Origin of the sequence: Janthinobacterium sp. LS2A (assembly GCF_036543145.1) — a bacterium.
In the GTDB taxonomy this organism is placed as follows: domain Bacteria; phylum Pseudomonadota; class Gammaproteobacteria; order Burkholderiales; family Burkholderiaceae_D; genus Janthinobacterium; species Janthinobacterium aestuarii.
In genome coordinates this window covers 48,383-73,599 of the sequence record NZ_JAZHPB010000008.1, presented here as the reverse complement: position 1 = coordinate 73,599, position 25,217 = coordinate 48,383, and the positions used below count along the sequence as shown (strand labels likewise).

General features: G+C 63.1%; 20 protein-coding genes and 1 tRNA gene. 6 read left to right on the top strand and 15 right to left on the bottom strand.

Annotation, left to right across the window (positions count from 1 at the left end):
* Positions 1–96: 96 nt before the first annotated feature.
* Both V3C40_RS21495 and V3C40_RS21490 read right to left on the bottom strand, forming a co-directional pair.
* Positions 97–330, bottom strand: coding sequence for a helix-turn-helix domain-containing protein (locus V3C40_RS21495; protein WP_034778346.1), 234 nt, complete (start codon positions 328–330; stop codon positions 97–99).
* Positions 330–863, bottom strand: a complete 534-nt coding sequence (locus tag V3C40_RS21490) for a hypothetical protein (RefSeq protein WP_331778469.1) — start codon at positions 861–863, stop codon at positions 330–332. The genes V3C40_RS21495 and V3C40_RS21490 overlap by 1 nt, the downstream gene beginning before the upstream one ends.
* A gap of 165 nt (positions 864–1,028) precedes the next feature.
* Between V3C40_RS21490 and V3C40_RS21485 the strand changes: the two genes are divergently transcribed.
* The gene (locus V3C40_RS21485) at positions 1,029–2,129 is read left to right on the top strand and encodes a serine hydrolase domain-containing protein (protein WP_331778468.1); all 1,101 of its coding nucleotides are present in this window, start codon (positions 1,029–1,031) and stop codon (positions 2,127–2,129) included.
* Here the strand turns inward: V3C40_RS21485 and pth are convergent.
* From pth to V3C40_RS21450, 7 genes are all read right to left on the bottom strand, one after another.
* Positions 2,126–2,710, bottom strand: coding sequence for an aminoacyl-tRNA hydrolase (gene pth / locus V3C40_RS21480; protein WP_034753275.1), 585 nt, complete (start codon positions 2,708–2,710; stop codon positions 2,126–2,128). The genes V3C40_RS21485 and pth overlap by 4 nt on opposite strands.
* 115 nt (positions 2,711–2,825) lie before the next feature.
* Complete coding sequence (locus V3C40_RS21475) at positions 2,826–3,434, bottom strand: 50S ribosomal protein L25/general stress protein Ctc (protein ID WP_128141099.1); 609 nt, start codon at positions 3,432–3,434, stop codon at positions 2,826–2,828.
* Positions 3,435–3,600: 166 nt separating this feature from the next.
* On the bottom strand, positions 3,601–4,551 hold the full coding sequence (locus V3C40_RS21470) for a ribose-phosphate pyrophosphokinase (RefSeq protein ID WP_034753270.1): 951 nt from the start codon (positions 4,549–4,551) through the stop codon (positions 3,601–3,603).
* Between the two features lie 149 nt (positions 4,552–4,700).
* Positions 4,701–4,777: transfer RNA gene (locus V3C40_RS21465), tRNA-Gln, on the bottom strand.
* Between the two features lie 78 nt (positions 4,778–4,855).
* Positions 4,856–5,740: a 4-(cytidine 5'-diphospho)-2-C-methyl-D-erythritol kinase gene (gene ispE, locus V3C40_RS21460; RefSeq protein ID WP_331778467.1), complete on the bottom strand. Its 885-nt coding sequence runs from the start codon at positions 5,738–5,740 to the stop codon at positions 4,856–4,858.
* Positions 5,737–6,372, bottom strand: a complete 636-nt coding sequence (locus V3C40_RS21455; RefSeq protein ID WP_331778466.1) for an outer membrane lipoprotein LolB — start codon at positions 6,370–6,372, stop codon at positions 5,737–5,739. Before V3C40_RS21455 ends, ispE begins: the two co-directional genes overlap by 4 nt.
* Before the next feature lie 59 nt (positions 6,373–6,431).
* Positions 6,432–8,234 (bottom strand): tetratricopeptide repeat protein, encoded by a 1,803-nt coding sequence (locus V3C40_RS21450; RefSeq protein WP_034753263.1) that lies wholly within the window; start codon positions 8,232–8,234, stop codon positions 6,432–6,434.
* A 168-nt stretch (positions 8,235–8,402) separates the two neighbouring features.
* On the opposite strand from V3C40_RS21450, the gene mutM reads away from it, so the two are divergent.
* The 5 genes from mutM to V3C40_RS21425 are packed head-to-tail and all read left to right on the top strand — an operon-like array spanning position 8,403 to position 14,762.
* Positions 8,403–9,239 (top strand): bifunctional DNA-formamidopyrimidine glycosylase/DNA-(apurinic or apyrimidinic site) lyase, encoded by an 837-nt coding sequence (mutM, locus tag V3C40_RS21445; protein ID WP_046681687.1) that lies wholly within the window; start codon positions 8,403–8,405, stop codon positions 9,237–9,239.
* A gap of 21 nt (positions 9,240–9,260) precedes the next feature.
* On the top strand, positions 9,261–11,162 hold the full coding sequence (locus tag V3C40_RS21440; protein WP_046681686.1) for a dynamin family protein: 1,902 nt from the start codon (positions 9,261–9,263) through the stop codon (positions 11,160–11,162).
* Positions 11,163–11,185: 23 nt separating this feature from the next.
* Positions 11,186–12,349: an A/G-specific adenine glycosylase gene (gene mutY / locus V3C40_RS21435; RefSeq protein WP_442907307.1), complete on the top strand. Its 1,164-nt coding sequence runs from the start codon at positions 11,186–11,188 to the stop codon at positions 12,347–12,349.
* Complete coding sequence (locus V3C40_RS21430; protein ID WP_331778465.1) at positions 12,349–14,151, top strand: sensor histidine kinase; 1,803 nt, start codon at positions 12,349–12,351, stop codon at positions 14,149–14,151. Before mutY ends, V3C40_RS21430 begins: the two co-directional genes overlap by 1 nt.
* Complete coding sequence (locus tag V3C40_RS21425; RefSeq protein ID WP_331778464.1) at positions 14,148–14,762, top strand: response regulator transcription factor; 615 nt, start codon at positions 14,148–14,150, stop codon at positions 14,760–14,762. Before V3C40_RS21430 ends, V3C40_RS21425 begins: the two co-directional genes overlap by 4 nt.
* Before the next feature lie 53 nt (positions 14,763–14,815).
* Here the strand turns inward: V3C40_RS21425 and V3C40_RS21420 are convergent, their stop codons facing one another.
* The 6 genes from V3C40_RS21420 to V3C40_RS21395 all read right to left on the bottom strand — a co-directional run bounded on the left by V3C40_RS21420 (position 14,816) and on the right by V3C40_RS21395 (position 25,157).
* On the bottom strand, positions 14,816–18,025 hold the full coding sequence (locus V3C40_RS21420; RefSeq protein WP_331778463.1) for a molybdopterin dinucleotide binding domain-containing protein: 3,210 nt from the start codon (positions 18,023–18,025) through the stop codon (positions 14,816–14,818).
* A 10-nt stretch (positions 18,026–18,035) separates the two neighbouring features.
* On the bottom strand, positions 18,036–19,142 hold the full coding sequence (nrfD, locus tag V3C40_RS21415; protein WP_331778462.1) for an NrfD/PsrC family molybdoenzyme membrane anchor subunit: 1,107 nt from the start codon (positions 19,140–19,142) through the stop codon (positions 18,036–18,038).
* Positions 19,143–19,145: 3 nt separating this feature from the next.
* Positions 19,146–19,856: a sulfate reduction electron transfer complex DsrMKJOP subunit DsrO gene (gene dsrO / locus V3C40_RS21410; RefSeq protein ID WP_051991383.1), complete on the bottom strand. Its 711-nt coding sequence runs from the start codon at positions 19,854–19,856 to the stop codon at positions 19,146–19,148.
* Positions 19,857–20,140: 284 nt separating this feature from the next.
* Positions 20,141–21,277, bottom strand: a complete 1,137-nt coding sequence (locus V3C40_RS21405; protein WP_100428826.1) for a deoxyguanosinetriphosphate triphosphohydrolase — start codon at positions 21,275–21,277, stop codon at positions 20,141–20,143.
* A gap of 1 nt (position 21,278) precedes the next feature.
* Positions 21,279–22,898, bottom strand: a complete 1,620-nt coding sequence (gene aroKB / locus V3C40_RS21400; protein ID WP_442907306.1) for a bifunctional shikimate kinase/3-dehydroquinate synthase AroKB — start codon at positions 22,896–22,898, stop codon at positions 21,279–21,281.
* Positions 22,899–22,937: 39 nt separating this feature from the next.
* A complete protein-coding gene (locus V3C40_RS21395; protein WP_331778460.1) occupies positions 22,938–25,157 on the bottom strand; it encodes an Ig-like domain-containing protein in 2,220 nt (739 codons plus the stop codon).
* Between the last annotated feature and the right edge of the window lie 60 nt (positions 25,158–25,217).

Sequence of the window (25,217 nt, the reverse complement as noted above, 5' to 3'; positions counted from 1 at the left end):
CCGGCGTTTTCTGGATAATCTTGCTGTATTAATGCTCGTAAGGGTCAATTGTACCTCTATGCACCCAACTCTTCAAAAAAACCGCCCTCTGTGCCGCTAACTGTCGCCATCCCCGTCGTCCGGCTGCGACGCATCGAATTCCAGGATGTCGCCGGGCTGGCATTCGAGCATTTCGCAAATCTTCGACAGGGTATCGAAACGCACGCCGCGCACCTTGCCCGATTTCAAGAGAGACAAATTCTGTTCCGTGATGCCGATGAAGGCGGCCAGTTCCTTCGATTTCACTTTTTTCCTGGCCAGTACCAGGTCGAGGCGCACGACGATACCCATCAGATGAACCCGCTGTTTTCATCGGCCAATCGCTGGCCTTCATGGAGGATTTGCGCCAGCGCAAAGAAAACTGAACACAGCAGCAAGGTCCACAGGTCGCCGCCCGTGATGTCGATGACCAGACGCAACTGGCTAGTCCCCTCTTCCAGCAAGCCGAACAGCATGCCGCGCACGGTCGGTTCCAGCAAAGTCAGCACCGTCCCCAGCAGCAAGCCGCCGGCGAAACGGCGAAAGTGCCGCGCTACCTGCGGCGTAAAAAACACGCCCTGCTCGAACTGGCGCAAGACCGTGGCCAGCTGGCGCACGGCGTCACCCAGCACGCACAAGGCCGGCAAGGCCAGCGCCAGGCCCAGTCCCCGCTGCCACAAGGGCATGGCGGCCAGGCGCTCGAATGGCTGGCTCTGTAATTGCAGCAACAGCTCATACATGCCGGCGTTGCCGACGGCTCCCTGCACGGCCGGCGCGGGCGCCAGCCAGCCCAGCACCGTCAGCAGCAGGTACAAGACAAAGAATCCCGAAACGCCGTAGCGCACGCGTCGGCTCAGCGCCGCGGACGCCGTCTGATTTTTTTTCATAGTTAAAAGAAAAGTATACGAAAGCGGCTAGTGCCGTTAGAATAAATTATCGTAAAACAATAATTAAATCATGTTTTGCGAACATTTTAGCATGTTCCATCACCCTTATCGACTGGAGACACCATGAAAACCCTGCTTGCCTCGCTCGTTTGCAGCACCGCCTTTTTGCTCAGCGGCACCGCCCGCGCCCATGACGTGAACGCCATGCTGCAGCAGGCGCTGGCCGACAAGAGCGTGCCGGCCATGACCATACTCGTGATTCGCGACGGCAAGATCGATGCGCAGGCGCAAGCTGGCGTGCGCGCCAATGACGGCCACGATGCCGTGCGCGCCGATGACGTGTGGAATATCGGCTCCGATGGCAAGGCCATGACGGTGACCCTGATCGCGCGGCTGGTGGAACGGGGCGTGCTGTCGTGGGACGCGCCGCTGTCGCGCATGCTACCCGCGCTGGCTGGCGGCATGCGCGCCGAGTACCGCGACGTCAACCTGATGGATCTGCTGTCGCACCGTGCCGGCCTGCCGCCCAATCCAGACGAGGCGTGGATCAATTCCACCTACGCTAACACGCGCCCCTTGCCGCTGCTGCGCCAGGAATACGCGCAGCGCGCGCTGGCCGACGCGCCAGTGGCCGCGCCGCGCGGCGAATCGCACTACTCGAACAGCGGCGCCATGATCGCCGCCGCCATCGCGGAACAGGCCACGGGCAAGACGTATGAGGAATTGATGCAGGCCGAAGTGTTCGGCCCGCTGGGCATGCGGGCCGCGTTCGGCCCCACCGTGCGCGGACAGAATCTGGGGCATAAGGAGAACAAGCCGATTGCCGGCTTGATGGCCAGCAATCCGCTGATGATGGCGCCCGATGGGGAGATTCACCTGAGCATGCAAGACTGGGCCAAGTTTGCGCTTGATCAACTGCACGGCGAACAAGGCAAGGGCAAGCTGCTGAAACGGGAAACGTATATCTTGCTGCACACGGCGCAGGGCGACACGAATGCAGCCCTGGGCTGGGGCGTGATGCATTTTCCACCGCAAGCGCCGCAGCGTGTGCTCACCCACCTGGGCTCGAACGGCTACTGGCACGCGTTGATCGCGCTGGCGCCCGGCAGCGGCGACGGCTTGCTGATCGCCGCCAACGCGGGCGAAGGCAGCAGCGCCCAGGCCAGCCAGCAGCAGATGGCGAAAACCATCATGGCCGGCTTCGGCCAGGCAGGAAATAACTAGGCCGTATGCAGTTTCATGGTCGCGGCTTCGAACTTGCCTTCGACGATCTGCGGCATCACCTGCAAGGATTTGTCGATCGCTTGCTCGATCAGTTCCTGGTCTTCGCGGCGCGGGCGGTGCAGCACGAAGTCGGCCACCTGCTGCTGCAGGCTCAGGGTGCGCGGATGGCCGATGCCCAGGCGCAAGCGCCAGTAATCCTGCGTGCCCAGCGCGGCCGTGATGTCTTTCAAGCCATTGTGGCCACCGGCCGAGCCGCCCTTTTTCAGGCGCGCGATGCCGGGCATCAAATCGAGTTCGTCGTGCACGACGAGCACTTCATCGGCGGCGATCTTGAAGAAGCGCGCCAGCGCGCCCACGGACTGGCCCGAGCGGTTCATGAAGGTCAGCGGTTCGAGCAGCCAGACTTCGTTGCCGCCGATGGAGGTCTTGGCCAGCATGGCGTTATAGCGCGAATCGCGCTGCAAGCGCGTGCCGGGCAAGCTGTTGGCAAGATTGTCCACCAGCCAGAAGCCGGCATTGTGGCGGGTTTGTTCGTATTCGGGTCCCGGGTTGCCGAGGCCGACGATCAGGCGTATGGGCATGGCTGTGTCTGCAATGTAAAAGAAAGCATTATCGGTGAAAACAGGCGGAAAAAAACCCGCGCGGCGAACCTGGCGGGTTTTTCCTTGCGACTACCGCATTGCTGCGGCGGCAAAATTACTTCTTGTCAGCAACAACTTCAGCAGCAGCGGCTTCAGCAGCAACGTGGCCAGCCGGTACCGAAGCGGTAGCGATGGTCAGGTTGGCGCCGTGGGTGACAGCGGTCACGCCAGCTGGCAGGACCAGGTCGCCTACGTGCAGCGAGTGACCGACGTCGATGTTCGACAGGTCAACGTTGATGAATTCTGGCAGTTGGCCTGGCAGGCACGAAACTTCGATTTCGTTGGCTACGTGGCTGATGGTCGCGCCGTGCAGTTTGACTGCTGGGGAAACGTCAGCGTTTACGAAGTGCAGCGCCACTTTCACGTGGATAGCTTGCTTAGCATCAACGCGCTGGAAGTCAGCGTGCAGAACCAGTTGTTTGTATGCGTGGACTTGGAAGTCGCGCAACAGAACTTGCTGGGAAACGCCGTCGATTTCCAGGTCCAGGATCGACGAGTGGAACACTTCTTTTTTCAACGCGTGGTACAGGGCGTTGTGATCCAGCGAGATCAGCACAGGGGCTTCAGCGCCACCGTAGACGATACCAGGGGTTTGGCCGGAAATGCGCAGGCGGCGGCTCGCTCCGGAACCTTGCAATTCGCGTTTAAATGCGATAACTTTCATGTGAAACTCCAAGAAGAACAAGGCTTGCGCCTTGTGTTATGAGGATGCCCGCGACCAGGAATCCTCGGAAATGGGGTGCAAAACACCCCGAAAATTAAAACACTGCGGCGCAACAGGCAAAAAGCCGGTCGCGCCGCAGGCATTACGTCTGTTACTGCTGATCGAATCAGTCGATGAACAGCGAGATGACGGAGTCACCCTTGATGATGCGTTTGAACGTCTCGGCCAGCAGCGGCGCGCACGTCAATTGACGGATCTTGCCGCAGGCCAGGGCCGCTTCGGACAGTGGGATCGTATCGGTCACGACCAGCTCATCGAGTGGCGACGCCGAAATACGGTCGATCGCCGGGCCCGACAGCACCGCGTGCGTGCAATACGCCACGACTTTTTTCGCGCCGCGCTCTTTGAGCACTTCGGCAGCCTTGGTCAAGGTGCCTGCCGTGTCGACCATGTCATCCATGATCACGCAGTTGCGGCCTTCGACTTCACCGATGATGTTCATCACTTCGGACACGTTCGCTTTTGGACGACGCTTGTCGATGATGGCCAGGTCGCAGCCCAGGCGTTTTGCCAGGGCGCGCGCACGTACCACACCGCCGACGTCCGGCGACACCACCAGCAGATCCTGGTAGTTTTTCTTTTGCAGGTCACCCAGCAAAATTGGCGAAGCGTAAATATTGTCGACTGGGATATCGAAGAAACCTTGAATCTGGTCGGCGTGCAAGTCCATGATCAGGACGCGCTCGACACCGGCTTCTTCCAGCATGTTCGCCACCACCTTGGCCGAAATCGCCACACGCGCGGAGCGTGGACGACGGTCTTGGCGGGCGTAGCCGAAGTAAGGAATAGCGGCGGTGATGCGGCCAGCGGAAGCACGTTTCAAGGCATCAACCATCAGCATGATTTCCATCAGGCTGTCGTTGGTTGGAGCACAGGTGGATTGCAAAACAAAAACATCCTTGCCGCGTACGTTTTCGTTAATCTCGACCATTACTTCGCCGTCGGAGAATTTCGAAACGTTTGCTTTACCGAGAGGGATGCCGAGGTTTTTTGCGACCCCCTCTGCCAACGCTGGATTCGCGTTGCCGGTAAAAACCATCAGGTTTTCGTAAGCCATGGGAGTCCCAAGAGGTGATATAGAAGTCTTGAAAAGCACTAACCGGGCATAGGCCCGGTCAGTCATGTTTAGAATATGCCGCGTGGCGGCACATCTGCTTTTTCCCGTACTGGACGCCAACTTCGCATCGACAGACTACGGTGAAATGGTGGCAGGGGAAGAAGGATTCGAACCTTCGCATGCTGGAATCAAAATCCAGTGCCTTAACCAGCTTGGCGATTCCCCTACGTTACTGACTGCTTGCCGTCATGTTGGCCAGTATTATACCGACTATTTGACGCTAAGCAAAATCTTTTTTTGCTCTCTACAACATGGTGAGCATCGGGTGGCGATTCAGCGCTTTTGCCTTCCAGGCGATCCAGACTGGTGGCACATTGCTGAGCACCGCATCCGCTTCTTCCTGACTATCAAACGCACTAAACACACAAGCACCGGAACCAGTCATCCTGGCCTCACCGTAAGCACCCAGCCATTCTACCGCATCTGCTACCGGCTTGAAAAGACTGCATGCTACTTGCTGTAAATCATTCTTACCAAACCCGCCCGCATCGTTTCCTTCTGCGAGGTGCCTGGAAAAGTCCGCTATTGTGACGGGTTCGGTATTTCTCGTCAAGCCTTCCGCGCAAAAAATTGCGGCGGTCGGCACTTGTACGCCAGGCTCGATCACGACATACCAGCACTCGGGCGTGGCAACGGGCTGCAAGGCTTCGCCCACGCCTTCGGCAAAGGCATTCTCGCCAAAGATGAAAAACGGGATATCGGCGCCCAGCGGCAAGCCCAGCGCCATCAATTCCTCGCGGCTCAAACCCGCCTGCCACAGGCGGTTCAAGGCCATCAGGGCCGTGGCAGCGTCGGACGAACCGCCACCGAGGCCGCCGCCCATGGGCAGCACCTTGTCGATGGCGATATCGACGCCGCGCGGCAAGGCGCCCGTGCGGCGCAGCACTTCGGCCTGCAGCAGTGCCGCGGCGCGGATGATCAGGTCTTGCTCCTCCGGCACGCCGGCGAGCGCCGTCACGCGGCGGATCGCCGTGTCGTCGCGCAGCGTGAAGTGCAGGGTGTCGCCATGGTCGAGCAACTGGAACACCGTCTGCAGCAGATGGTAGCCATCGGCGCGGCGGCCGTTGACGTGCAAAAAGAGGTTCAGCTTGGCCGGGGCCGGGCAGTTATTCAGGGTAGTCAACGTCATTGTGCTTGAGCAGATGGGGCATCGAGCACGATGCGCAGCGAGACGGCATCGGCCTGCGCGCTGGCATTGCGTTCGGCATCGATACGCCGCGGTTGGGGCAAGGCGCCCGGTGTATTGTCAGACGCATCTTGCCACGACACATAGCGCAAGCGCCAGCCGTCCTTGGTGGTGACGCTGTCGTTGGCCGGCGAAGCGACGAAGCGCTTGCCGTCGGCGCCCACGGCATGGCCTTGCAGCCAGTCGCGCAAGCCCGACACGGGCAAGGACCAGCCCAACAGCTGCGCGCTCAGGGCATCGACATCGGGCGCGCTGCGCGGCGCCTTGCCGCTTTGCGTCAACACGGCTTGCTGCGGCGTGACGACGATCGTCGCCAGCGTGCTGCCGACGGGCGAATACAGGGTCACGTCCGTGCGCTGCGCCGTCTGCTGCCAGTTGAAATTGACGGTGGCCGATTCGGGCTTGTCATCCTTCTGGTACACGACGTTCAGGCGGCCCGTCAGCTCGACCTGGTCGCGATAGGGCGCGACGGTTTGAGCGGATGGCGCGGCGCCGGACGAGAATGGGGAAGTCAGGGTCGAACAGGCCGAGAGGGACAGGCAGACGAGCGTGAGAGGGAGGAGTTTTTTCAACATGGGCACAAGGAAAAACCAGCGCCATGGCGCTGGTTTTATAGTTTAGTTAATCGATTCAATCACAAACTGACATTCAAGCGCGCCAGCGTACTTTTCAGCGCATCGTTTTTCGGATCCTTGCTTTGCGCCTCGCGCCACAGTTTTTGCGCTTCGGCCTTGTCGCCCTTCTGCCACAGCACTTCGCCCAGGTGGACGGCGATTTCCGGATCGCTGCGCACGGCATAGGCGCGGCGCAGCGCATTTTCCGCCGCGGCCAGGTTACCCATGCGGAATTGCACCCAGCCCATGCTGTCCATGATGAACGGGTCGCCGGGCGCCATCTGCAGCGCTTTTTCGATCAGCGCATGGGCTTCTTCCAGGCGCAGGCCCCGTTCGGCCAGCGAATAACCGAGCGCGTTGTACGCGTGCTGGTTGTCGGGCGCCAGCGCCATCACGCGGCGCAGACTCGCTTCCATCAGCTCGAATTTGTCCAGACGCTCGGCCAGCAAGGCGTAGTCGTACAGCAGTTCCGGATTGTCGGGGAAACGCAGCAAGGCGTTTTCCATCACCGTGTACGCGCTTTGCACGTAGCCGGCGTCGCGCAGGAATTGCGCATCGACCAGCAGCACCTGCGCCTGGCTTGCCGGATCGTCCGTTTCGATTTCCGTCAGCGCCTTGCGCGCCGCATCGAGATTGCCGCCGCGGGCGATCAGCTGGGCGCGGCGCAAGCGCGCCTCGACATAGCCGGCCGACGCGCTGTTGTCGACCTTGTCGAGCCAGGCGATGGCGCCGGCCGTGTCGCCGCGCGTCTCGGCGATCTGCGACAGTATCATCAGGGCCTTGAACGGATCGCGCGTATCGCCAGGATTTTTCTCCAGCACGGCCAGGAAGCGCTTGAAGTACTGCTCCGCGCCCTTGGTGTCTTCCAGCTGCAGCGCCACGATGCCGAGCGCATACAGAGCGCCCACGTTATCGGGCTGGCTTTTCAGCAGCAGCAGGAACTGCTCGCGCGCCGGCTCCAGCTGCTTTTGCTCGACCAGCAGGCGCGCATACGCGCCGCGCACTTCGACGGCGTCCGGATTCTTTTGCAGGAACGTGGCCAGCACCTTGTTTGCCGCCTCGGGTTCGCCCGTCACCTGCGCCAGGGTCAGCGCGGCCAGTTCGGAGTTCGGCTTGATGGCCAGCGCCTTGTTCGCTTCACGGATGGCGCGGTCACGCTCGCCAAGCGACAAGGCGCCCTGCGCCAGCACCAGATGCGCTTCGAACATGTCCAGGTAAGGCTGCACCAGGCGCGTCATCATCGAATAGGCATACAGCTTGTCATTCGAGCGCGACAAAATCTGCTGCATCTGGAACAGGGCCACGCCACGCGCGCCACCCGGCGCATTGGCCAGGCGTTCGGCGAAGATCGGTTCCGCTTCCTCGATCTTGTCGGTCAGGACGACAAAGCCAAGGAAGAATTGCGTTGCCTCGTCCGAGTCGGGCGCCAGCTCGCGCCACAGACGGATGGCCGCCAGCGCTTCGCTGCCCTGCTTGGCGGCCAGCGCCATTTCGGACGCGCGGCGCGCCAGGCGCGGGTCGCGCGTCTGCTGCGCCGCCACCATCATCGTCACGTACGGCCCTTGCCACTGCCCGCTCTTGAATTCCATTTCCGCGCGGGTCAGCTTGTACAGCAGGTCGCTGCTCAATTCGACCTTGGGCAAGCCATCCGCCTTGGCGTCTGCTTTGGCGTCCACCTTGGACTCGCTGCCCTCTTCCTGCGGCGCGGCGGGCGCGGACGCAGAGGGGCTGGCCGCAGCATCGGCAGGGGCGACAGGCGTCTGTGCCATGGCATGCGTGGCCATCAGGGCGGACAAGGTTACAATGGCGAAAGCGTTTTTCAAAGGCTGATCCTGGCTAAACGGCAAAGTTTGATTCTACGCCCAACGCGACTATCGCGTACTTCACGTATGTAACGAAATATATACGTCGTGGCGGCGTAGCCTGCCAGGGCCAGCCCTCGGCCGGCAAGCCGCCTGTTTTTTTACCCGGTTTTCAACCATTCGAGCCCTATGCCAGAATTGCCAGAAGTCGAAGTCACACGGCGCGGTGTCGCGCCCCACCTCGAAGGGCGCGCCGTGCGCTCCGTCGTGCTGCGCCGCGACGGCTTGCGCTGGCCCTTCCCCCCTGCCCTGGGCGAACAATTGTCGGGGCAAACCATCGGCCTGACGGGGCGGCGCGGCAAATACCTGCTGATCCACTTCCGCCACGGCACCCTGATCATCCACCTGGGCATGTCGGGCCATTTGCGCGTGCTGCCGACGGGGACGGAAGCGCAAAAGCATGACCATTTCGACCTCGTCGTGGAAGATGCGGACGGCGGCAGCCAGGTGCTGCGCATGACGGACCCGCGACGCTTCGGCGCCGTGCTGTGGCACGACGAGGCCGACGGCCCGCTGGACGGTCACGCGCTGCTGCGCGGCCTGGGCACGGAACCGCTGGAAGGCGGCTTCACGGGCCAGCTGCTGTTCGAAAAAACGCGCAACAAGGGCACCAACATCAAGCAGGTGCTGATGGCGGGCGACATCGTCGTCGGCGTGGGCAATATCTATTGTTCCGAAAGCCTGTTCCGCGCGGGGATCAACCCGAAGACACCAGCCCGGCGCATCGGCCTGGCGCGCTACGAAAAACTGGCGCAGGCGATCCGCGACGTGCTGGCCGAAGCCATCGTGCAAGGCGGCAGCACCCTGCGCGACTTCATCGGCGTGAACGGCCAGTCCGGCTACTTCCAGCAGACGTATTTCACGTACAACCGCGCGGGCAAGCCCTGCCGCGTGTGCGGCGCGCCTATCCGCCAGATCGTGCAGGGACAGCGTTCCACGTTCTACTGCGTGAATTGTCAAAAGTAAGTCATAGGTAAAGGGGAGCAGATGGTCAGAGACCTGGAACAATACAGCGCCTGGCGGCAGGACGTGCAGGCCGCCTTGCAGGCATACCGGCAAGCCGCCAGCGCGGCGGGCCTGGTCGACGGCGCCTCCGCGCTGCGCCTGGCGCGCTGTGGTTCCCGCCTGCTCGACGACCGTTTATCTGTCGCCTTCGTGGCGGAATTCTCGCGCGGAAAATCCGAGCTGATCAACGCCATCTTCTTTGCCGGCTACGGCCAGCGCATCCTGCCATCGGGCGCGGGACGTACCACCATGTGCCCCACCGAGCTGCTGTACGACGCGGCCTGGCCGCCCTCGATCCGGCTGCTGCCCATCGAGACGCGCGCGCAGAACCTGTCGACCAGCGACTACCGCGACCTGCCCGCCGCCTGGACCGTCCTGCCACTGAATATCGAGGCGGGCGGCGACATGCAGGAAGCGATCCGCCAGGTCAGCCTGACGAAAAAAGTCAGCGTCGAGGAAGCGGCGCGCTACGGCCTGTACGACGCCGACGACGCGGATGCCCCCGCCATGCTCGACGAGGACGGCCAGGTGGAAATCTCCATGTGGCGCCACGCCATCATCAACTTCCCCCATCCGCTGCTGAAACAGGGCCTGGTCATCCTCGACACGCCGGGCTTGAACGCCATCGGCACGGAACCGGAACTGACCCTGAACCTGATCCCGAATGCGCACGCGGTGCTGTTCATCCTGGCGGCCGACACGGGCGTCACGCGCAGCGATATCGAGGTATGGCGCAACCATATCGGCGCCGGTGCGGGGCGCCTGGTGGTGCTCAACAAGATCGACAGCATGTGGGACGAATTGCGCGGCGATGCCGAGGTGGCGCAGGCGATCGAACGCCAGCAGGCCAGCGTGGCGCATCTGTTGACACTCGACGCGAGCCAGGTGTTTCCCGTCTCGGCGCAAAAGGCTCTCGTGGGCAAAATCAACGACGATGCGGCGCTGCTGGAAAAGAGCCGCTTGCTGCCGCTGGAGACGGCCCTGTTCGAGGAGCTGATCCCCGCGCGCAAGGACATCATCCGGCGCCAGCTGGCATTCGACCTGGACGCCATCGAAGCGGCGCAGCAGGTGCAGGCGGCGGCCCGCGCGCGCGGCATCGCCGAGCAGTTGCATGAGCTGCACAGCCTGCGCGGCAAGAACCAGAGCGTGATCGCACACATGATGCGGCGCATCGACATCGAGAAAAAGGAATTCGACAGCAGCCTGTTCAAGCTGCAGGCGACGCGCGCCGTGTTTACCCGCCTGTCGACGGAACTGTACACAAGCCTGGGCATGGACATCGTGCGCGACGATATCGACGGCGTGCGCGCCGCCATGCAGCGCAGCCGCTTTTTCACGGGCCTGCGCGAAGCCGTGCGCCAGTATTTCGAGCGCATTGCCAGCAACCTGGACCGTTCGGAAGGCAAGACGGCCGAGATCACGGAAATGATGAACGTGATGTACCGCAAATTCGCTTCCGAACATGGCCTGGCGCTGGCCTTGCCGATGCCGTTTTCGCTGGCCCGCTACCGCCAGGAAATCGCCGACATCGAAGCCGTCTACCATAAGCAGTTCGGCACGGCGACCCTGCTCACCACCAGCCGCGTCGTGCTGATGGAAAAATTCTTCGACACCATCGCCTCGCGCGTGCGCCGCAGTTTCACCAACGCCAATGACGACGCCAGCGCCTGGCTGAAAGTCATCATGGCGCCGCTCGAAGCGCAGATCGTCGAGTACAAGGAACAGCTGAAACTGCGCTTTGCCTCGATCCAGCGCATCCACGACGCGACGGGCAGCCTGGAACAGAAAATCGCCGGCTTCGAGGCGAGCCTGGCGGCACTCGAACGCGACAAGGCGCAGCTGGCGCAATTGCTGGCCACTTTGCGCGCGGCCAGCGCAACATAGACAACAGAACACTGGAATCCTGCATGAAACGTTTGCTGCATCCGCTCTCGCCCGCCACGGGCATGGCACCTTTTGAAGATTATGTCGACCCGACTTTTTCCGCCACCGTCATCGCCTGGCAAAAGCAGCATGGCCGCCACGCGCTGCCCTGGCAAAACACGCGTGATGCCTACCTGATCTGGCTGTCCGAAATCATGCTGCAGCAAACGCAGGTCACCGCCGTCCTCGGCTACTACGCGCGCTTCCTCGAACGCTTCCCCACCTTGCGCGACCTCGCTAGCGCGCCTGTCGAAGACGTGATGGCGCAGTGGAGCGGCCTTGGCTACTACACGCGGGCGCGCAACCTGCACAAGTGCGCGCAGCGCGTGGTGGCCGAATACGACGGCGTGTTCCCCAGCGACCCGGCCCTGCTGGCCGACCTGCCCGGCATCGGCCGCTCGACGGCCGCCGCCATCTCCGCGTTTTCCAGCGGCACGCGCGCTGCCATCATGGATGGCAACGTCAAGCGCGTGTTCGCGCGCACGTTTGGCATCGACGCCTATCCCGGCGAAAAGCGGGTCGAGGAAGCCATGTGGCGCCGCGCCGAAGCGCTGCTGCCTGACACCGGCATCGAAGCCTACACGCAGGGCCTGATGGACTTCGGCGCCACCCTGTGCACGCGCAGCAGCCCCGATTGCGGCCGCTGCCCGCTGCAGCCGCGCTGCGTGGCCTACGCCACCGATCGGGTTAAAGACTTACCTGTGCGCAAACCGAAGAAAACCAGCCCGGAAAAACACGCCGTCATGCTCGTCATCATCGACGATGGCCAGGTGCTGCTGGAACAGCGTCCCGGTTCGGGCATCTGGGGCGGCTTGCTGTCCCTGCCCGAACTCGATGGCCACGTGCTGGCCGGCGAGGACTGTCCGCGCGACATCGACCAGGATGCGCTGGCGCGCGCCGTGGCGCCGTTCGGCGAAATCGAATCGCAGGAACGGCTGCTGCCCATCGTCCACGTCTTCACCCACTACAAGCTGTACATCGTCCCCTGCCGTATCACCGTGGCGCGCCGTCTGGCGCTGGCAGGAGAAGCGACGCACGTCTGGTACGACGGCGCGAAAATCGCCGATGCGCCGCTGCCTGCACCGATCAAGAAACTGCTGCTGGACCTGTTCGGCGATGCGCGTTCGGCGCAGCGCAGCATGTTTTAGTGCGCAGGCTTGCCGTACTGGCGCTGGCGATCCTGTTCTCGCCAGTGCATGCCGACACGGCGCTGCCGGAAGTCAGAATAGGCGTACTCGCCTACAAGGGCGGCGACGCCGTGCAGCAGGACTGGTCGTACGTGACGCGCCACCTGCAGGCCAGCATTCCCGGCATCAGTTTCATCCTGGCCGACTACGACCAGGCGGGCCTGACGCGCGCCGTGCAATCGCAAGCGATCGCCTTCGCCATCACCAGCAGCGGCCACTATGTAGCGCTCGAACACAGCGACGGCGCCAGCCGCATCGCCACCCTGGAATCGCCATGGACGGACTCGCCGCGCCAGGCCATCGGCTCGGCCATCGTCGTGCGCAGCGCGTCGCCGCTGCATGACCTGGCCGACCTGGCGGGAAAGAATGTGATGGCCGTGGCGCCCGACGCCTTTGGCGGCTACCAGATCGCCGCGCGCGAACTGCGCGAAGCGGGCATCGATCCCGCGCACGATTTTGCCAGCCTGCGCTACAGCGGCTTTCCCTCGCAGCAGATCGTCGACGCCGTGCGGTCCGGGCACATGGATGCGGGCATCGTGCGCACCTGCCTGCTCGAACAGATGGTGGCGCGCGGCGAAGTGCGCGCCGAGGAACTGCGCGTGATCACGACGCGCCCGATACCCGGCTTTCGCTGCGTCAGCTCGTCGCGGCTGTATCCGGACTGGCCCTTCGTGGCCCTGCGCCAGACGCCGCCCGCGCTGGCAAAAAAAGTGGCGCAAGCCCTGCTGGCCATGCCGCGCACCAGCGAAGGCTACAGCTGGACGGTGCCCAGCGATTACCAGATCGTCGATGAACTGTTCCGCGACTTGCACATCGGCCCCTACGCCTACCTGGACAAGCTGACCTTCGAGACGGCGCTGCGCCGCTACTGGGGCTGGATGCTGCTGGTGCTGGCCCTACTTATTGCCTGGGCCGTGCACACGGTGCGCGTGGAATACCTGGTCAGCCGGCGCACGGAGCAATTGCGCGCGGCCCAGCACCAGCAGCGCGCGCTGGAAGAGCAGGCGCGCCAGCGCCAGGCCACGCTCGACCACACGGCGCGCCTGGCGATCCTGGGCGAAATGGCCAGCGCCATCGCGCACGAATTGAACCAGCCGCTGGCGGCCATCGGCAATTTCGCGCGCGGCATGGCGCGCCGCATCGCGGCCGGCCGGCTCGACGCGGCGCCCCTGCTCGACGGCGCGCAGGAAATCGCCACGCAAAGCGAGCGCGCGGGCGCCATCATCCGGCATATCCGCGCGATGGCGCAAAAGCGACCCGCGCACAGCACGGCTTTCGCCCTGGCCGGCGCCGTCGAGCAAGCCGTATCGCTGTTCCGCGCCGCACATCCGCACGCCCATATCAGCTGGAACCACGAAGGCTGCAATCTTGAGCCGCGCGTGCTGGCCGACCCGCAGCAAGTGCAGCAGGTGCTACTCAATCTGCTTAAAAACGCGCTCGATGCGCAGGTGGAAAACGGCAATCCGCAGCATCCGATCGGCGTGCTGCTGCACCGTGAAAATGGCGCCTGCACGGTAGCCGTGCGCGACGCGGGATGCGGCCTGCCGGCAGCGCAGATGGCGCGATTGTTCGAACCGTTCTTTACCACCAAAGCCGAAGGACTGGGACTGGGCATGTCACTCAGCAAAAGCATCATCGAATCTTTCGGCGGCAGCCTGTCGGCGCACGCCAACGCTGATGCGCCAGGCTTGACGGTCTGGTTCCGGCTCCCTGAAGATACGCATATGGAAGCGCACAAGGAAATGCAAGAGGAAACACCATGAATGAAAGCGATGCCATCATCTTTGTCGTCGACGACGACGCCGCCATGCGCCGCTCGCTGGCCTATCTGTTCGATTCAGCCGGATGGAAAGTGCAGACGTTCGAATCGGCGCGCGATTTCCTGCAGCGCTACGCGGGCCATGCGCCCGGCTGCTTGCTGCTCGACGTGCGCATGCCTTTGATGAGCGGGCTGGAATTGCAGCAGGAACTATCGCGTCACGCGATCGCGCTGCCCGTGATTTTCCTCAGCGGCCACGGCGACCTGGCCATGGCCGTGCAGACGATGAAGGCAGGCGCCTGCGATTTTCTGGAAAAGCCATGCAAGGACCAGGTGCTACTGGACGCCGTCTCGCGCGCCGTGGCCCGCAGCGTGGAAGAAAGCCGCAGCGCCGCCAGCACAAATACGGCACAGGCAGCATTGGCGACATTGACGGCGCGCGAACGCGAAGTGGCGCTGCTGATGGCCGAAGGAAAAGCGTCGAAAGTCATCGCCCGCGAACTGGGCATCAGCGACAAGACGGTGCAGGTGCACCGCCATAACACGATGGAAAAACTGGGCCTGCATTCGGCAGCCGAGGTGGCCCGGCTGCTGATGGCGGGTGGGGCGATTTAGGCTGTCTGTCGGATTACGCTACGCTAATCCGACCTACCAACTAGTGGACAAATCTAAGTCCGCACGATACGCGCCGGCAGTCCCTGCCGCACAGCCGTGCCCGAAACGGGATCGACAAACACGTTCTTGTCGCCGCGGCTCGGATCCGTCAAGCCCAGGTCGTTCAAGTTGATGCCCGCGCCGATGGCCGGTTCATCGGGCTGGCGCGACTTGCCGATGCGGTGGGCGCGCGCGCCGTGCTCCTTGTGGCCGAAACCGTGCTCGATGGCGATCACGCCGCGCTGCACGCCGTGGCGCAGCATCACCGTGGCCCTGGCCTTGCCGCCCGGCGTTTCCAGGTAAATCACGTCGCCATTTTGCAGCTTCAAGCGGGCCGCGTCGTCAGGGTGCACGGCGACCGGGTTGTCGGGATGGATGCCGCGCAAGCGCCGCGCGCCGATGCTGTACGAGTTTTGCAGCGCCGATTTAAAGCTGATCAGCTCGAAAGGCCACTCGCTGGCCGGATAGGCTTTGCGTACGGGCGTGCCATCGGCAAACGCCGCCACTCGCCACGCGGGCGTGCCGGGAAAACGCTTGCCGCTCAAGCTGTTCTTGCTCACGCCCAGGCCCTCGTTGTACAGCATCATCGGTTTCAGGTAACGGTGCGTGGACCAGTCCTGCGGATACGGCGATTCGTCGGTCACGGGTGCAGGTACTGCCGGCGCCTTGGCATTCGCCGGTGGCGGCAGGCGCAGGCCGAACATCTCGCCATAGCTCTGGTAGCGCCCTCCCCGCGCCAGCATGAAGGCCACCTTGCGCCACTCTTCCGGCTTCAGGGTACGTTCCAGCTCGGGACGGATGCGCGCCACGCCGGACAGGTCGATGTCGTCGTCGCTCGCGTCAGGCACGGACGTTTTTCCCTGCCAGGCGATGTTGGCGCCGCCGCGCAGATACCAGTCTTCCGCGCGCTGCAGGGGAAAGCGCTGGCCATCCATGTCCTGCAAGGCGTCCGGGCCGAAGCCGGGCAAGGCCATCGTTTTGGCCAGCGCGATGAAGAACGATTCCATGCAGATGGTCTGGCCGTCCGGTGTCTTTTGCACGCGCGGTTCGACCACGGGCCAGCGCGCCGTGCTCATTTTGACGGGCATGCCGCCCCAGGCGCCAGCCCAGCCCCAGCTTTCATACAGCAAGGTATCGGGCAGCAGGTAATCGGCAAAGGCCGAGCTTTCATTGATGAAGGGGTCGATGGCGACGATCAGGGGAATCTTCTTCGGATCGGCCAGCTCCTTGCCGATCTGCGCGCGCAAGCCCGTGATGCCGTAGACGGGATTGCAGCTCCACAGTATCAGCGCCTTCAAAGTGTAGGGGTAGCCGTTCATGGCGCTGGTGAGCCACTCGGTCGCCAGCGCGGGCGCGTTCGGATACCACGGCGCCCTGGCCGGATACGCCTTGCCCGCTTCTTTCTTCAGCTTGAATTCCGAGGTTTTTTCATACGGCACATTGCGCCCGATCGGCATGCCGGCCGCCTTGATCTCGCCGCCAAAACTCTCGAGGTTGTAGCGCGGGCCGGGTCCCGCATCCTTGAAGCTGCCGCCATTGACGAGGGTGCCGCCCTTGCGGTTCAGATTGCCGATCAGGGTATTGAGCATGACCAGCGCATACGCGTTGTAAAAGCCGGCGCCCGACATCATGCCGCCGTGCGCATTGACGGCCGCGCGCTTGCCATGGCTGGTCAGTTCCTGCGCCAGGCCTTCGATGATGTCGCGCCCGATGCCGCAAGCAGCCGCGTAGTCATCCATGCTGTGGCGCTGCGCTTCCTCGTTGAGCATCGTCATCGCCGTCTTCAGGTGCAGCGGCGCGCCGGCCACGTCCAGCGGGCCGTCGAAGAACAGGCGCGCCTCGCCCTTGGCCGTGCTGTGCGGCACGATGGCTTGCGTGGCAGAGTCGATCACGCAGAAGGCGTCGCCATCCTTGTAGCGCTCTTCTTCCGCCAGTTCCACCGCGCCGATGTCCGACGCACGCAGGTAGCGGCCGTCGCGCGCGTGGCCCTTCTCGTTGATGATCAGATGCGTGGCGTTGCACCAGGCGGCCTCGCCCGCCGCTTCCGCCACCTTCAGGTTCGGCTGCACGAGGAAGTTGCGGTCATAACGTTCGTGCTCAATGATCCAGCGGATCATGGCCATGGCCAGCGCGCCGTCCGTACCCGGCTTGATCGGTACCCAGCGGCTGCGGTCGCCCGCGGCCAGGCTGTCCGCATTCGTCAGCACGGGGTCGACGACGACATAGCTGAATTCGCGCTTGCCCGAACGGGCTTTCGCGATCAAAGTGCCCTGGCGCTTGAACGGGTTGCCCGCATTGCCCGGCGCCGTGCCGACGAAAATGCAGAACTTCGTGTTTTCCAGGTCCACTTTCGCATGCGGCATTTTCTTCATGTCGCCGAACATGGCGCCCGAGCCGCTGCGGTAGGCGCCGCCGCAATACGAGCCGTGGTTGACCAGGTTCAGACTGCCGTACGACTGCTTGAAAAAGCGCGTGCCGAACGCCAGGCGGCCATCGTCGGTGCTGCACATCAAGCCCACCTGATTGACTTGCGGGCCCAGTTCCGGCTGCGCCGGATCGATCGGTTTTTCCAGCTCGCGCAAGGCACGCAGCCCCTGCACGTGGCCTTCGCCAAACAGGTCGCCGCCTTCCGTCACTTCCTTGACCAGTTGATCAAAGGCGATCGGTTCCCACTGGCCGCCGCCGCGCGGTCCCACGCGCTTCATGGGCGCCAGCACGCGAAACGGCGACTCCATCTGTTCCAGCACGCCGTTGCCGCGGCCGCAAGCCGTCGAGCGGCCTTTCAAGCCCTTTTCCTGGAAGCGCGACAGCGACACGAAGCTGTCGCGTATCGACGTTTGATATGGCAGCGCCGGATCGGCCGACAGGGGGCTGTACGGATTGCCCGCCACGCGCAAGACCTTGCCGCTTTTTTTATCGAGGCGCACGCGCACGCCGCAAAACGTGGTGCAGCCCATGCACATGGTGTAGCTGACCTGCTGGTCCGGATTGACTGTCAGCTTGCCCGTGGCCGTGTCGACGGAAAACTCGGGCGGCAGCGAATTGCCGTGCAGTTTCTGCACAGGCTTGTCTTTGCCCAGCGCGTGGTCGACCATGCGGCCGGCCGTGGTAGAAAAGCTGGCGGCAAACGCGGCCAGGCCGCCGCCGATGGCGCCATAGCGCAGCAGCTTGCGGCGCTTTTCATTGTCGTCTTCAGGGACGTCGTCGTGTGTGTGTTCGTTCATTTCTAGCTCCTCAGTGCGTGGCCATGGCGGGACGATTGCGCAGCATGCGTCCGGCCCATGGCAAAAATTCCAGCATCAGCAACAGCAGCGCGATCCACAGGCCGGCCGTGCCGATAATCCCCATCAAGCCATCATTCCCCATCGGCAGGTGGTAGTCGTACAGGCCCGCGCCCGTTTTCGGGATCGTCTGGCCGCCGATGAAAATCGTCCAGCGCATCATCCAGGCGCTATGCAGCGCGATCAGGCCGTTGACCAGGCCACTCGTGGCCGGGCGCCAGATGGCCAGCGCCATCGGCACAATGGAGGACAGCACGGCCCAGACAGCCGTGAACTGCCATTGCGGCATGCCCGCCACCTGGGTGAACGCCATGCTGTGGCTGGCGCTCACGCCAGAGAGACTCACGAACAGCCAGCCGCCGCCCAGGGCCAGCACCAGCGCCAGCGACAGGGCCAGCGCGCGGTTCAGCGATACTTCCAGCGCCTGCTCGCGACCCGGCAGGAAGCGGTTGAACAGCAGCGCCAGGCCCACGGCGCCAACAAAGGCCGTGGCCGCAAATTGCGCCGGCAGGAAGGGCGTGAACCACAGGGGACGGGCACGCACCACCATCACTTCCATCCCCGTGTACAGGCCCACCACGAAGGCGGCCAGCAAGGTGCAAACGGCGGCGATGCGGATGGCGCGCAAGGAAGCGGCGCCACCACGCCCCAGCAGGCGGTAGGCAAAGGCAAGTCGGTCATGTCCCTGCCCTCGCGTGGCAAAATCCACGCGCAGCGCCAGCCACGCGTACAGCATCAGGCAACCCAGATACAGGGGAATAAAGAACGAGCCCCACGACATCCACGATTGCGGCTGGAAGTAGATATAGAAATGGTAGAAGCGGCCCGGCCCGTGCAGGTCGGCCAGCAGCGCCACCGGCGCCGTCATGCCGCACACGAGGGACGCCAGCAGCGCGATACGCCCCAGGCGTTCATACGCCTTGCGGCCGAAGACGAAGTACGGCAAGGTCAGCATGAAGCTGCCGTAACTGAGGCCGATGAGGAAAAAATACTGCACCGCCCACGGCAGCCATGCCGCTTCGCGCGTGACGTTGACAATTTCGGTGATGTGGCTGTCCATGGTTTATTTCCCGTGTTTGCTCGGTTGCCAAAGAGTCGCTTCGCCTTCGACGTGGCCGGCGAAGCGCGTGTCCAGTCCCAAATAAAATACGTGGGGCTGGGTGCCCTGCTCGGGTTTGAGTACCTTCACCTTGTTCTCGGTGAGCAGCTGGTGCACCAGGCTTTCCGGGTCATTGAGGTCGCCGAAGATGCGCGCGCCGCCCACGCAGGTTTCCACGCAGGCCGGCAGCAAGCCTTCATCGACGCGGTGCGCGCAGAACGTGCATTTGTCGGCCTTGCCCGTCTCGTGGTTGATGAAGCGCGCGTCGTACGGACACGCTTGCACGCAGTAGGCGCAGCCCACGCAGCGGTCGCCATCGACGACGACGACGCCATCCTTGCGCTGGAAGGTGGCGCCCACGGGACAGACGGGAATGCAGGGAGGATTGGCACAGTGGTTGCACAGGCGCGGCAGCATGTAGGTGCCGCAGCGGTTCTCTTCCTTGACTTCATAGGTCGAGACGACGGTGCGGAAGCTGTTTTCCGGCACGGCATTTTCCATGATGCAGGAGACCGTGCAAGCCTGGCAGCCGATGCACTTCTGCACATCGACCACCATCGCCCAGCGCTGGCCGCCTTCGCCCTTCGTGGCCGCCTTGCTTGGCAGCGGCGCGATGGCCGCCCCGATCGTTACGGCTGGCAAGGCGCGCAAGAAACTGCGGCGCGATTCAATCATGACACTCTCCTTGACTATGGGCGGCAAGCCCTTGTTGACTTGCTGCCATGATAGAAAAGAAGGTGCTGCGGGGGTATTGGGGTGATAGTGCGGGGACCTAGATGATCATGCCAATTGACAGGATCGACAATGCGGAGTAGCGGGTAGGTCGGATTAGCGCGCAAGCGCGTAATCCGACGCCACCACCGGCCGCGCCAACAATGTTGTCGGATTACGGCCTGCGGCCTAATCCGACCTACGTTGACAATTCATCCCAAGGGGTAGATCGGTGCCCGCAGGGACCGTTACAGCTCGTCGAGCGAATACAGCCTGCGATGCTCGCGGATCGCATAGCGGTCCGTCATGCCGGCGATGTAGTCGGCGATCTTGCGCGCCTGCTGCGTGACGTCGCCATCCTTGAGCTGATAGTCGGGCGGCAGCAGGGCCGGTTCGGCCATGAAGCTGTCGTACAGTTCGCGCACGATGCGGCTGGCCTTTACGCGCATGCGGTTGACCTGGTAGTGGCGGTACAGATTCGCCCGTAAAAAGCGTTTCAGTTCCGTCGCGTCCTTGCGCATGGCGTCCGAAAAACGGATCAGCGGGGCACTGGCGCGCACTTCGTTCACATCACGCGGCGCGGCATCGGCAATCAGACCGGTCGAGGTGACGATCAGATCGTCGGCCAGGGCCGTGATCAGGCGGCGCAGGGTTTCATAGATGGCGCGCCGGCCCGACAGGCCGGGAAACGCCTGCTGCACGTCGCGCCACAGGCGGCCGAAGAATTCCACCTCTTCCAGCTGGGCGATGGTGATCAGGCCGGAACGCAGGCCGTCATCGATATCGTGGCTGTTGTAGGCGATTTCATCGGCCAGGTTGGTCAGCTGCGCTTCCAGGGTCGGTTGCGTGCGGTCGATGAAGCGCTGCGCCACGGGACCCAGTTCGCGCGCATGCGTCAAGGAGCAGTGTTTCAGGATGCCTTCGCGCGTCTCGAACATCAGGTTCAAGCCATCGAAGGCGCCGTAGTGCTCTTCCAGGGTGTCGACCACGCGCAGGCTTTGCAGATTGTGCTCGAAGCCGCCATGCTCCTGCATGCATTCATTGAGCACGTCCTGGCCCACGTGGCCGAACGGCGTGTGGCCCAGGTCATGCGCGAGCGCGATGGCTTCGACCAGGTCTTCATTGAGGCGCAGGTTGCGCGCGATCGAGCGGCCCACTTGCGCCACTTCCAGGCTGTGCGTCAGGCGCGTGCGGAACAGGTCTCCCTCGTGGTTGAGGAAAACCTGGGTCTTGTATTCGAGGCGGCGGAAGGCCGAGGAATGGATGATGCGGTCGCGGTCGCGCTGGAACTGGCTGCGCGAGGCGTGCGGCGCCTCGGCAAAGCGACGTCCCTGCCCCTGTGCCGAATGGGCCGCATAGGGAGCGAGGAAGTCTTCCGGCAGCATGTTATTGCACTCCGGCGGCCAGGGCGGCCAGCACCAGTTCGTGCGGTGCGGACGTGATGCACGGGCTGCCCAGCGGTTTCAAGAGGATGAACTTGATGGCGCCGCCCTCGTTCTTCTTGTCGACCTCCATCAGTTCCAGCCAGCGCTCGACACCGAGGTCCGGCGCCTTGATCGGCAGGCCAGCGGCGGCGACGAGCTTGCGCACGCGCTCGACGGCAGCCTGGTCGATATAGCCCATGCGGCACGACAGATCGGCCGCCATCACCATGCCGCAGCCGACGGCTTCGCCGTGCAGCCAGTGGCCGTAGCCCAGGCCCGCCTCGATGGCGTGGCCGAAGGTATGGCCGAAATTCAGGATGGCGCGTAAGCCGCCTTCGCGCTCGTCCTGGCGCACCACGTCAGCCTTGATTTCGCACGAGCGGGCGATCGCATACGCGAGGGCGCCCTTGTCGCGCGCCATCAGCTTGGCCATGTTCGCCTCGATCCAGTCGAAAAACGCGGCGTCGATGATGGCGCCATGCTTGATCACTTCGGCCAGACCCGCCGACAGCTCGCGCGCCGGCAGGGTTTCCAGGGTCGAGGTGTCGGCGATCACGGCGCGCGGCTGGTAGAAGGCGCCGATCATGTTCTTGCCCAGAGGGTGGTTGATGCCCGTCTTGCCGCCGACGGAGGAATCGACCTGCGCCAGCAAAGTGGTAGGCACCTGCACGAAGCCGATGCCGCGCATGTAGCTCGCTGCCGCATAGCCGGTCAGGTCGCCGATCACGCCGCCGCCCAGCGCCACCAGGGTGGTCTTGCGGTCGCATTTGTTGGCCAGCAGCGCATCGAAGATCTGCATCAGGCTGGCCCAGTTTTTATATTCTTCGCCGTCCGGCAGGACGATGCTGATCACTTCGCGGCCATCGCTGGCCAGTGCCGCCTGCAGGCGGCCCAGGTACAGCGGCGCGACGGTGGTATTGGTGACGATGGCCACCTTGTGGCCGCTGATATGGCGCAGCAGCGCATCGGCATCGGCCAAGAGGCCAGGACCGATGGCGATCGGATAACTGCGTTCGTCGAGGTCTACGCTCAACAACATTTTGGATTGCTCGTTCATCGAAGGCTCTGCATGAATGACGCAGTTGGGCGAGGCCTCGCATTCGAGGCTGGCCAGCTGCATCAGGATGGTCTGAACCATCGATTGTACGTTAGGACGGCCCGTGTCGATCACAATGTCGGCCACTTCCATGTAATGGGGCTCGCGCTGCGCCGTCAATTCTTCGAGCTTCCGGCGCGGGTCGGCCGTCTGCAGCAGGGGACGGTTCTTGTCGTGGCTGGTGCGCGCGAGGATGTTGCTGACGCTGGCGCGCAGGTACACGACCGTGCCCCGCTCCTTCAGGTAGGCGCGGCTGTCGGCGTTGAGGATGGCCCCGCCACCGGTGGCCATGACGATGCCTTCCTGGGCGCTCAGGTCACGGATGACCTCGGCTTCGCGCCGGCGAAAGCTGGCCTCGCCCTCGATTTCAAAGATCCACGGGATGGTCGCTCCCGTGCGTGCTTCGATTTCGTGGTCGGAATCGACAAAGCGCAAGCCCAGCTTGCGGGCCAGGATACGCCCGATCGTGGTTTTGCCTGCGCCCATGAGGCCTACTAAAAACAGATTTTGCATGTGCTGCGACAGTTAATTTGGATTACGACAATCAGTGGCTTGTCCATACGGACTAATGACGCCTGGCGGTGAAATATCCACGCGGTTAAAGTCCGTCGCCAGCCCCGGAAGCAAAGTGTAACCGACATAAGTTGCCTCCGTCCCGGAACTATTGCCGCGAATCGTCAATTCGACGTCCAGCCAGTGGGCCCTGTCGCGCGGATAAGTCAGGGTGACGAGCGCCGTTCCCGAGCTGTCGGTCTTGCCGCCGGTCGACAGATTGAGCGGAATGCCCGGGTCCAGACGGCCATTCAGATTGAGGTCGTTATTCGGATTGAAGGTGCCGCTGCGGTCCCGGTCTTCATTGTCGCACTTCAACGCGGCCGCCACCACCCACGACTGGGCAGCCTGGGAATATTGCAGATAGCCCTTGTAATAATAGCGTGGCCAGGCGGCGGCCGTGATGATCACGTCCGGCACGGGGTTGCCGGCGGCATCCGTCACAAACACGCTATACGTCTTGCGGTAGGTGCTGCTGTCGGAGGCGTCGAGCGCATTGCCGCTGCCGGCGCTGATGAACAGCGATTTTTTCGTCACCGTCAGCTTGACCGTGGCCGCATTGCTCGACACACCCTGCAGTTGCGCTTTGACAACGACGCCATCGACACCGGTGGTGCCCTGCCCCGCGATGTAGCTGACCGTGGCCACGCCATCGCTGTCGGTGGCAACCAGCGAAGGCGAGCTCAGAGAACCATTGCTGGCATCGTTCTGGATCGAAAAGCTCACCTGTGCATTCTTGACCAGGTTGTTTTCCGCCGTGCCATCGCGCACGATGGCGCGCAAGGCGCTGCGCTGCGCCGTGCTGCCGGCCGTATTGGCGCCAATGACCGCCGGGTCGGCTTGCAGGCTGATCGTGGCCTGGGCCGTCAGTGGCGCAACGAACTCCACTTCCGACTGTACCGAGGCGCCGCTGTCTTCGTACTTCGCCGTGAGGGCGGTCAGGCCGGCGCCGCTGGCTTGTACGTAAGCGATGGCATTGCCGCCCACCAGCGCCAGCGGCGCCTGCAATGGCGTGCCGCAGGCGGCGTCCTGGTAGATGGCGCCGCGCGACGTGCTGAAACGCACATTGCCCGTTTGTGGCACGCCAGCCACATCGCTATGCACCGTCACCGCATAGCAGGTGTTCGTGTTCAAGGTCGCCAAGGCAACATTGCCTCCCGACACGGCATTGATCGTGAAGTTCGATGCATTGATTGCAATTGGCAAGACGACGCTGTCACCCTGCGCCTTGACGCTGATGCTGTCGCTGCTGCCTGCCTGGGCGTTGTAGCTCAACACCAGCTGGCCGTTGTTGTCCGTCAGCGCGGGACTGGCGCCGCCGCCCTTGACCGTGATGGCATTGCTGCGGGCGCTGAAGGTCACCGGTTTGCCAACGAGGGGATTGCCGCTCGAATCGACCAGCTTGACCACCATGTCGGTGCTCGTCTTCAGGTTCACCGTTGAAAAGGCACTGATGACCAGCCGGGTGCCGCTGACGCCGATGTCCGTGCTGGCCGTCTGCGCGCCTGCGCTGGCCGTGACCTTGATCGTGCGCAAGCTGGCGTCGCCCCCCGTATTCAGGCTGACCAGCGCCTGTCCCTGCGCATTGGTATTGACCTTTGTCGCACCCAGCGCGCCCGAATCGGCACTGAATGTCACGCTGGCATTGGGCACGACGGCATTGTTGGCGTCTTTGACAAAGGCGATCATGTTGACGGCGGTACCGCCCGACGACGCCAGAGTGCCGCCGGAAGAGGTCAGCAGCAAGCTGGCAATACCCGAGGTGACAGGCACCACTTTCACCACCACGGGGGCCGACTCGACGCCGCCGCTGCTGGCCTTGATGGTAATGTCGCGCAAGCCCGCATCGCCCTTCACGCTGAGTTTTTCCGTCACCGTGCCATTCGCATCCGTCACGCGGTTGGTGTTGCTGATGGTGCCGGAACTGGCGGTGAAGGTCACCGTCTGGCCAGTCATGGCATTATTGCCGGGATTTTTCACCACTGCCGTCAGCACGACTTCCGTCCCGTCCGCGCCCGATGCCACAATCGTTGTTGCGCCAGCCACCAGTACCACGCTGCCGACACCGGCATTCGCGCCATCCTTGACACCCAGGGTCGGGTCGCCGCCACCGCCGCCACATGCGGCCAGCAAGGCGCCCAGCGCCAGCAAGACCAGCCAATTCGATACCCGACTCCAATAAGTGTTGCTCAAAGATACATTCCGCATAGTCGCCATCAGTCCGCTTTCGTTTGCATTGTTACTTAAACGTAA

Coding starts and splice junctions, on each gene's coding strand:
- V3C40_RS21495 (WP_034778346.1), bottom strand. CDS start 330: ATGGGTATCGTCGTGCGCCTCGACCTGGTACTGGCCAGGAAAAAAGTG.
- ispE (WP_331778467.1), bottom strand. CDS start 5,740: ATGACGTTGACTACCCTGAATAACTGCCCGGCCCCGGCCAAGCTGAAC.
- aroKB (WP_442907306.1), bottom strand. CDS start 22,898: ATGGGCGCAGGCAAAACCACGATCGGGCGTATCCTGGCCCGCAAGCTG.
- V3C40_RS21455 (WP_331778466.1), bottom strand. CDS start 6,372: ATGTTGAAAAAACTCCTCCCTCTCACGCTCGTCTGCCTGTCCCTCTCG.
- V3C40_RS21425 (WP_331778464.1), top strand. CDS start 14,148: ATGAATGAAAGCGATGCCATCATCTTTGTCGTCGACGACGACGCCGCC.
- V3C40_RS21420 (WP_331778463.1), bottom strand. CDS start 18,025: ATGAACGAACACACACACGACGACGTCCCTGAAGACGACAATGAAAAG.
- mutM (WP_046681687.1), top strand. CDS start 8,403: ATGCCAGAATTGCCAGAAGTCGAAGTCACACGGCGCGGTGTCGCGCCC.
- dsrO (WP_051991383.1), bottom strand. CDS start 19,856: ATGATTGAATCGCGCCGCAGTTTCTTGCGCGCCTTGCCAGCCGTAACG.
- V3C40_RS21485 (WP_331778468.1), top strand. CDS start 1,029: ATGAAAACCCTGCTTGCCTCGCTCGTTTGCAGCACCGCCTTTTTGCTC.
- V3C40_RS21475 (WP_128141099.1), bottom strand. CDS start 3,434: ATGAAAGTTATCGCATTTAAACGCGAATTGCAAGGTTCCGGAGCGAGC.
- V3C40_RS21470 (WP_034753270.1), bottom strand. CDS start 4,551: ATGGCTTACGAAAACCTGATGGTTTTTACCGGCAACGCGAATCCAGCG.
- mutY (WP_442907307.1), top strand. CDS start 11,186: ATGAAACGTTTGCTGCATCCGCTCTCGCCCGCCACGGGCATGGCACCT.
- nrfD (WP_331778462.1), bottom strand. CDS start 19,142: ATGGACAGCCACATCACCGAAATTGTCAACGTCACGCGCGAAGCGGCA.
- pth (WP_034753275.1), bottom strand. CDS start 2,710: ATGCCCATACGCCTGATCGTCGGCCTCGGCAACCCGGGACCCGAATAC.
- V3C40_RS21405 (WP_100428826.1), bottom strand. CDS start 21,277: ATGCTGCCGGAAGACTTCCTCGCTCCCTATGCGGCCCATTCGGCACAG.
- V3C40_RS21440 (WP_046681686.1), top strand. CDS start 9,261: ATGGTCAGAGACCTGGAACAATACAGCGCCTGGCGGCAGGACGTGCAG.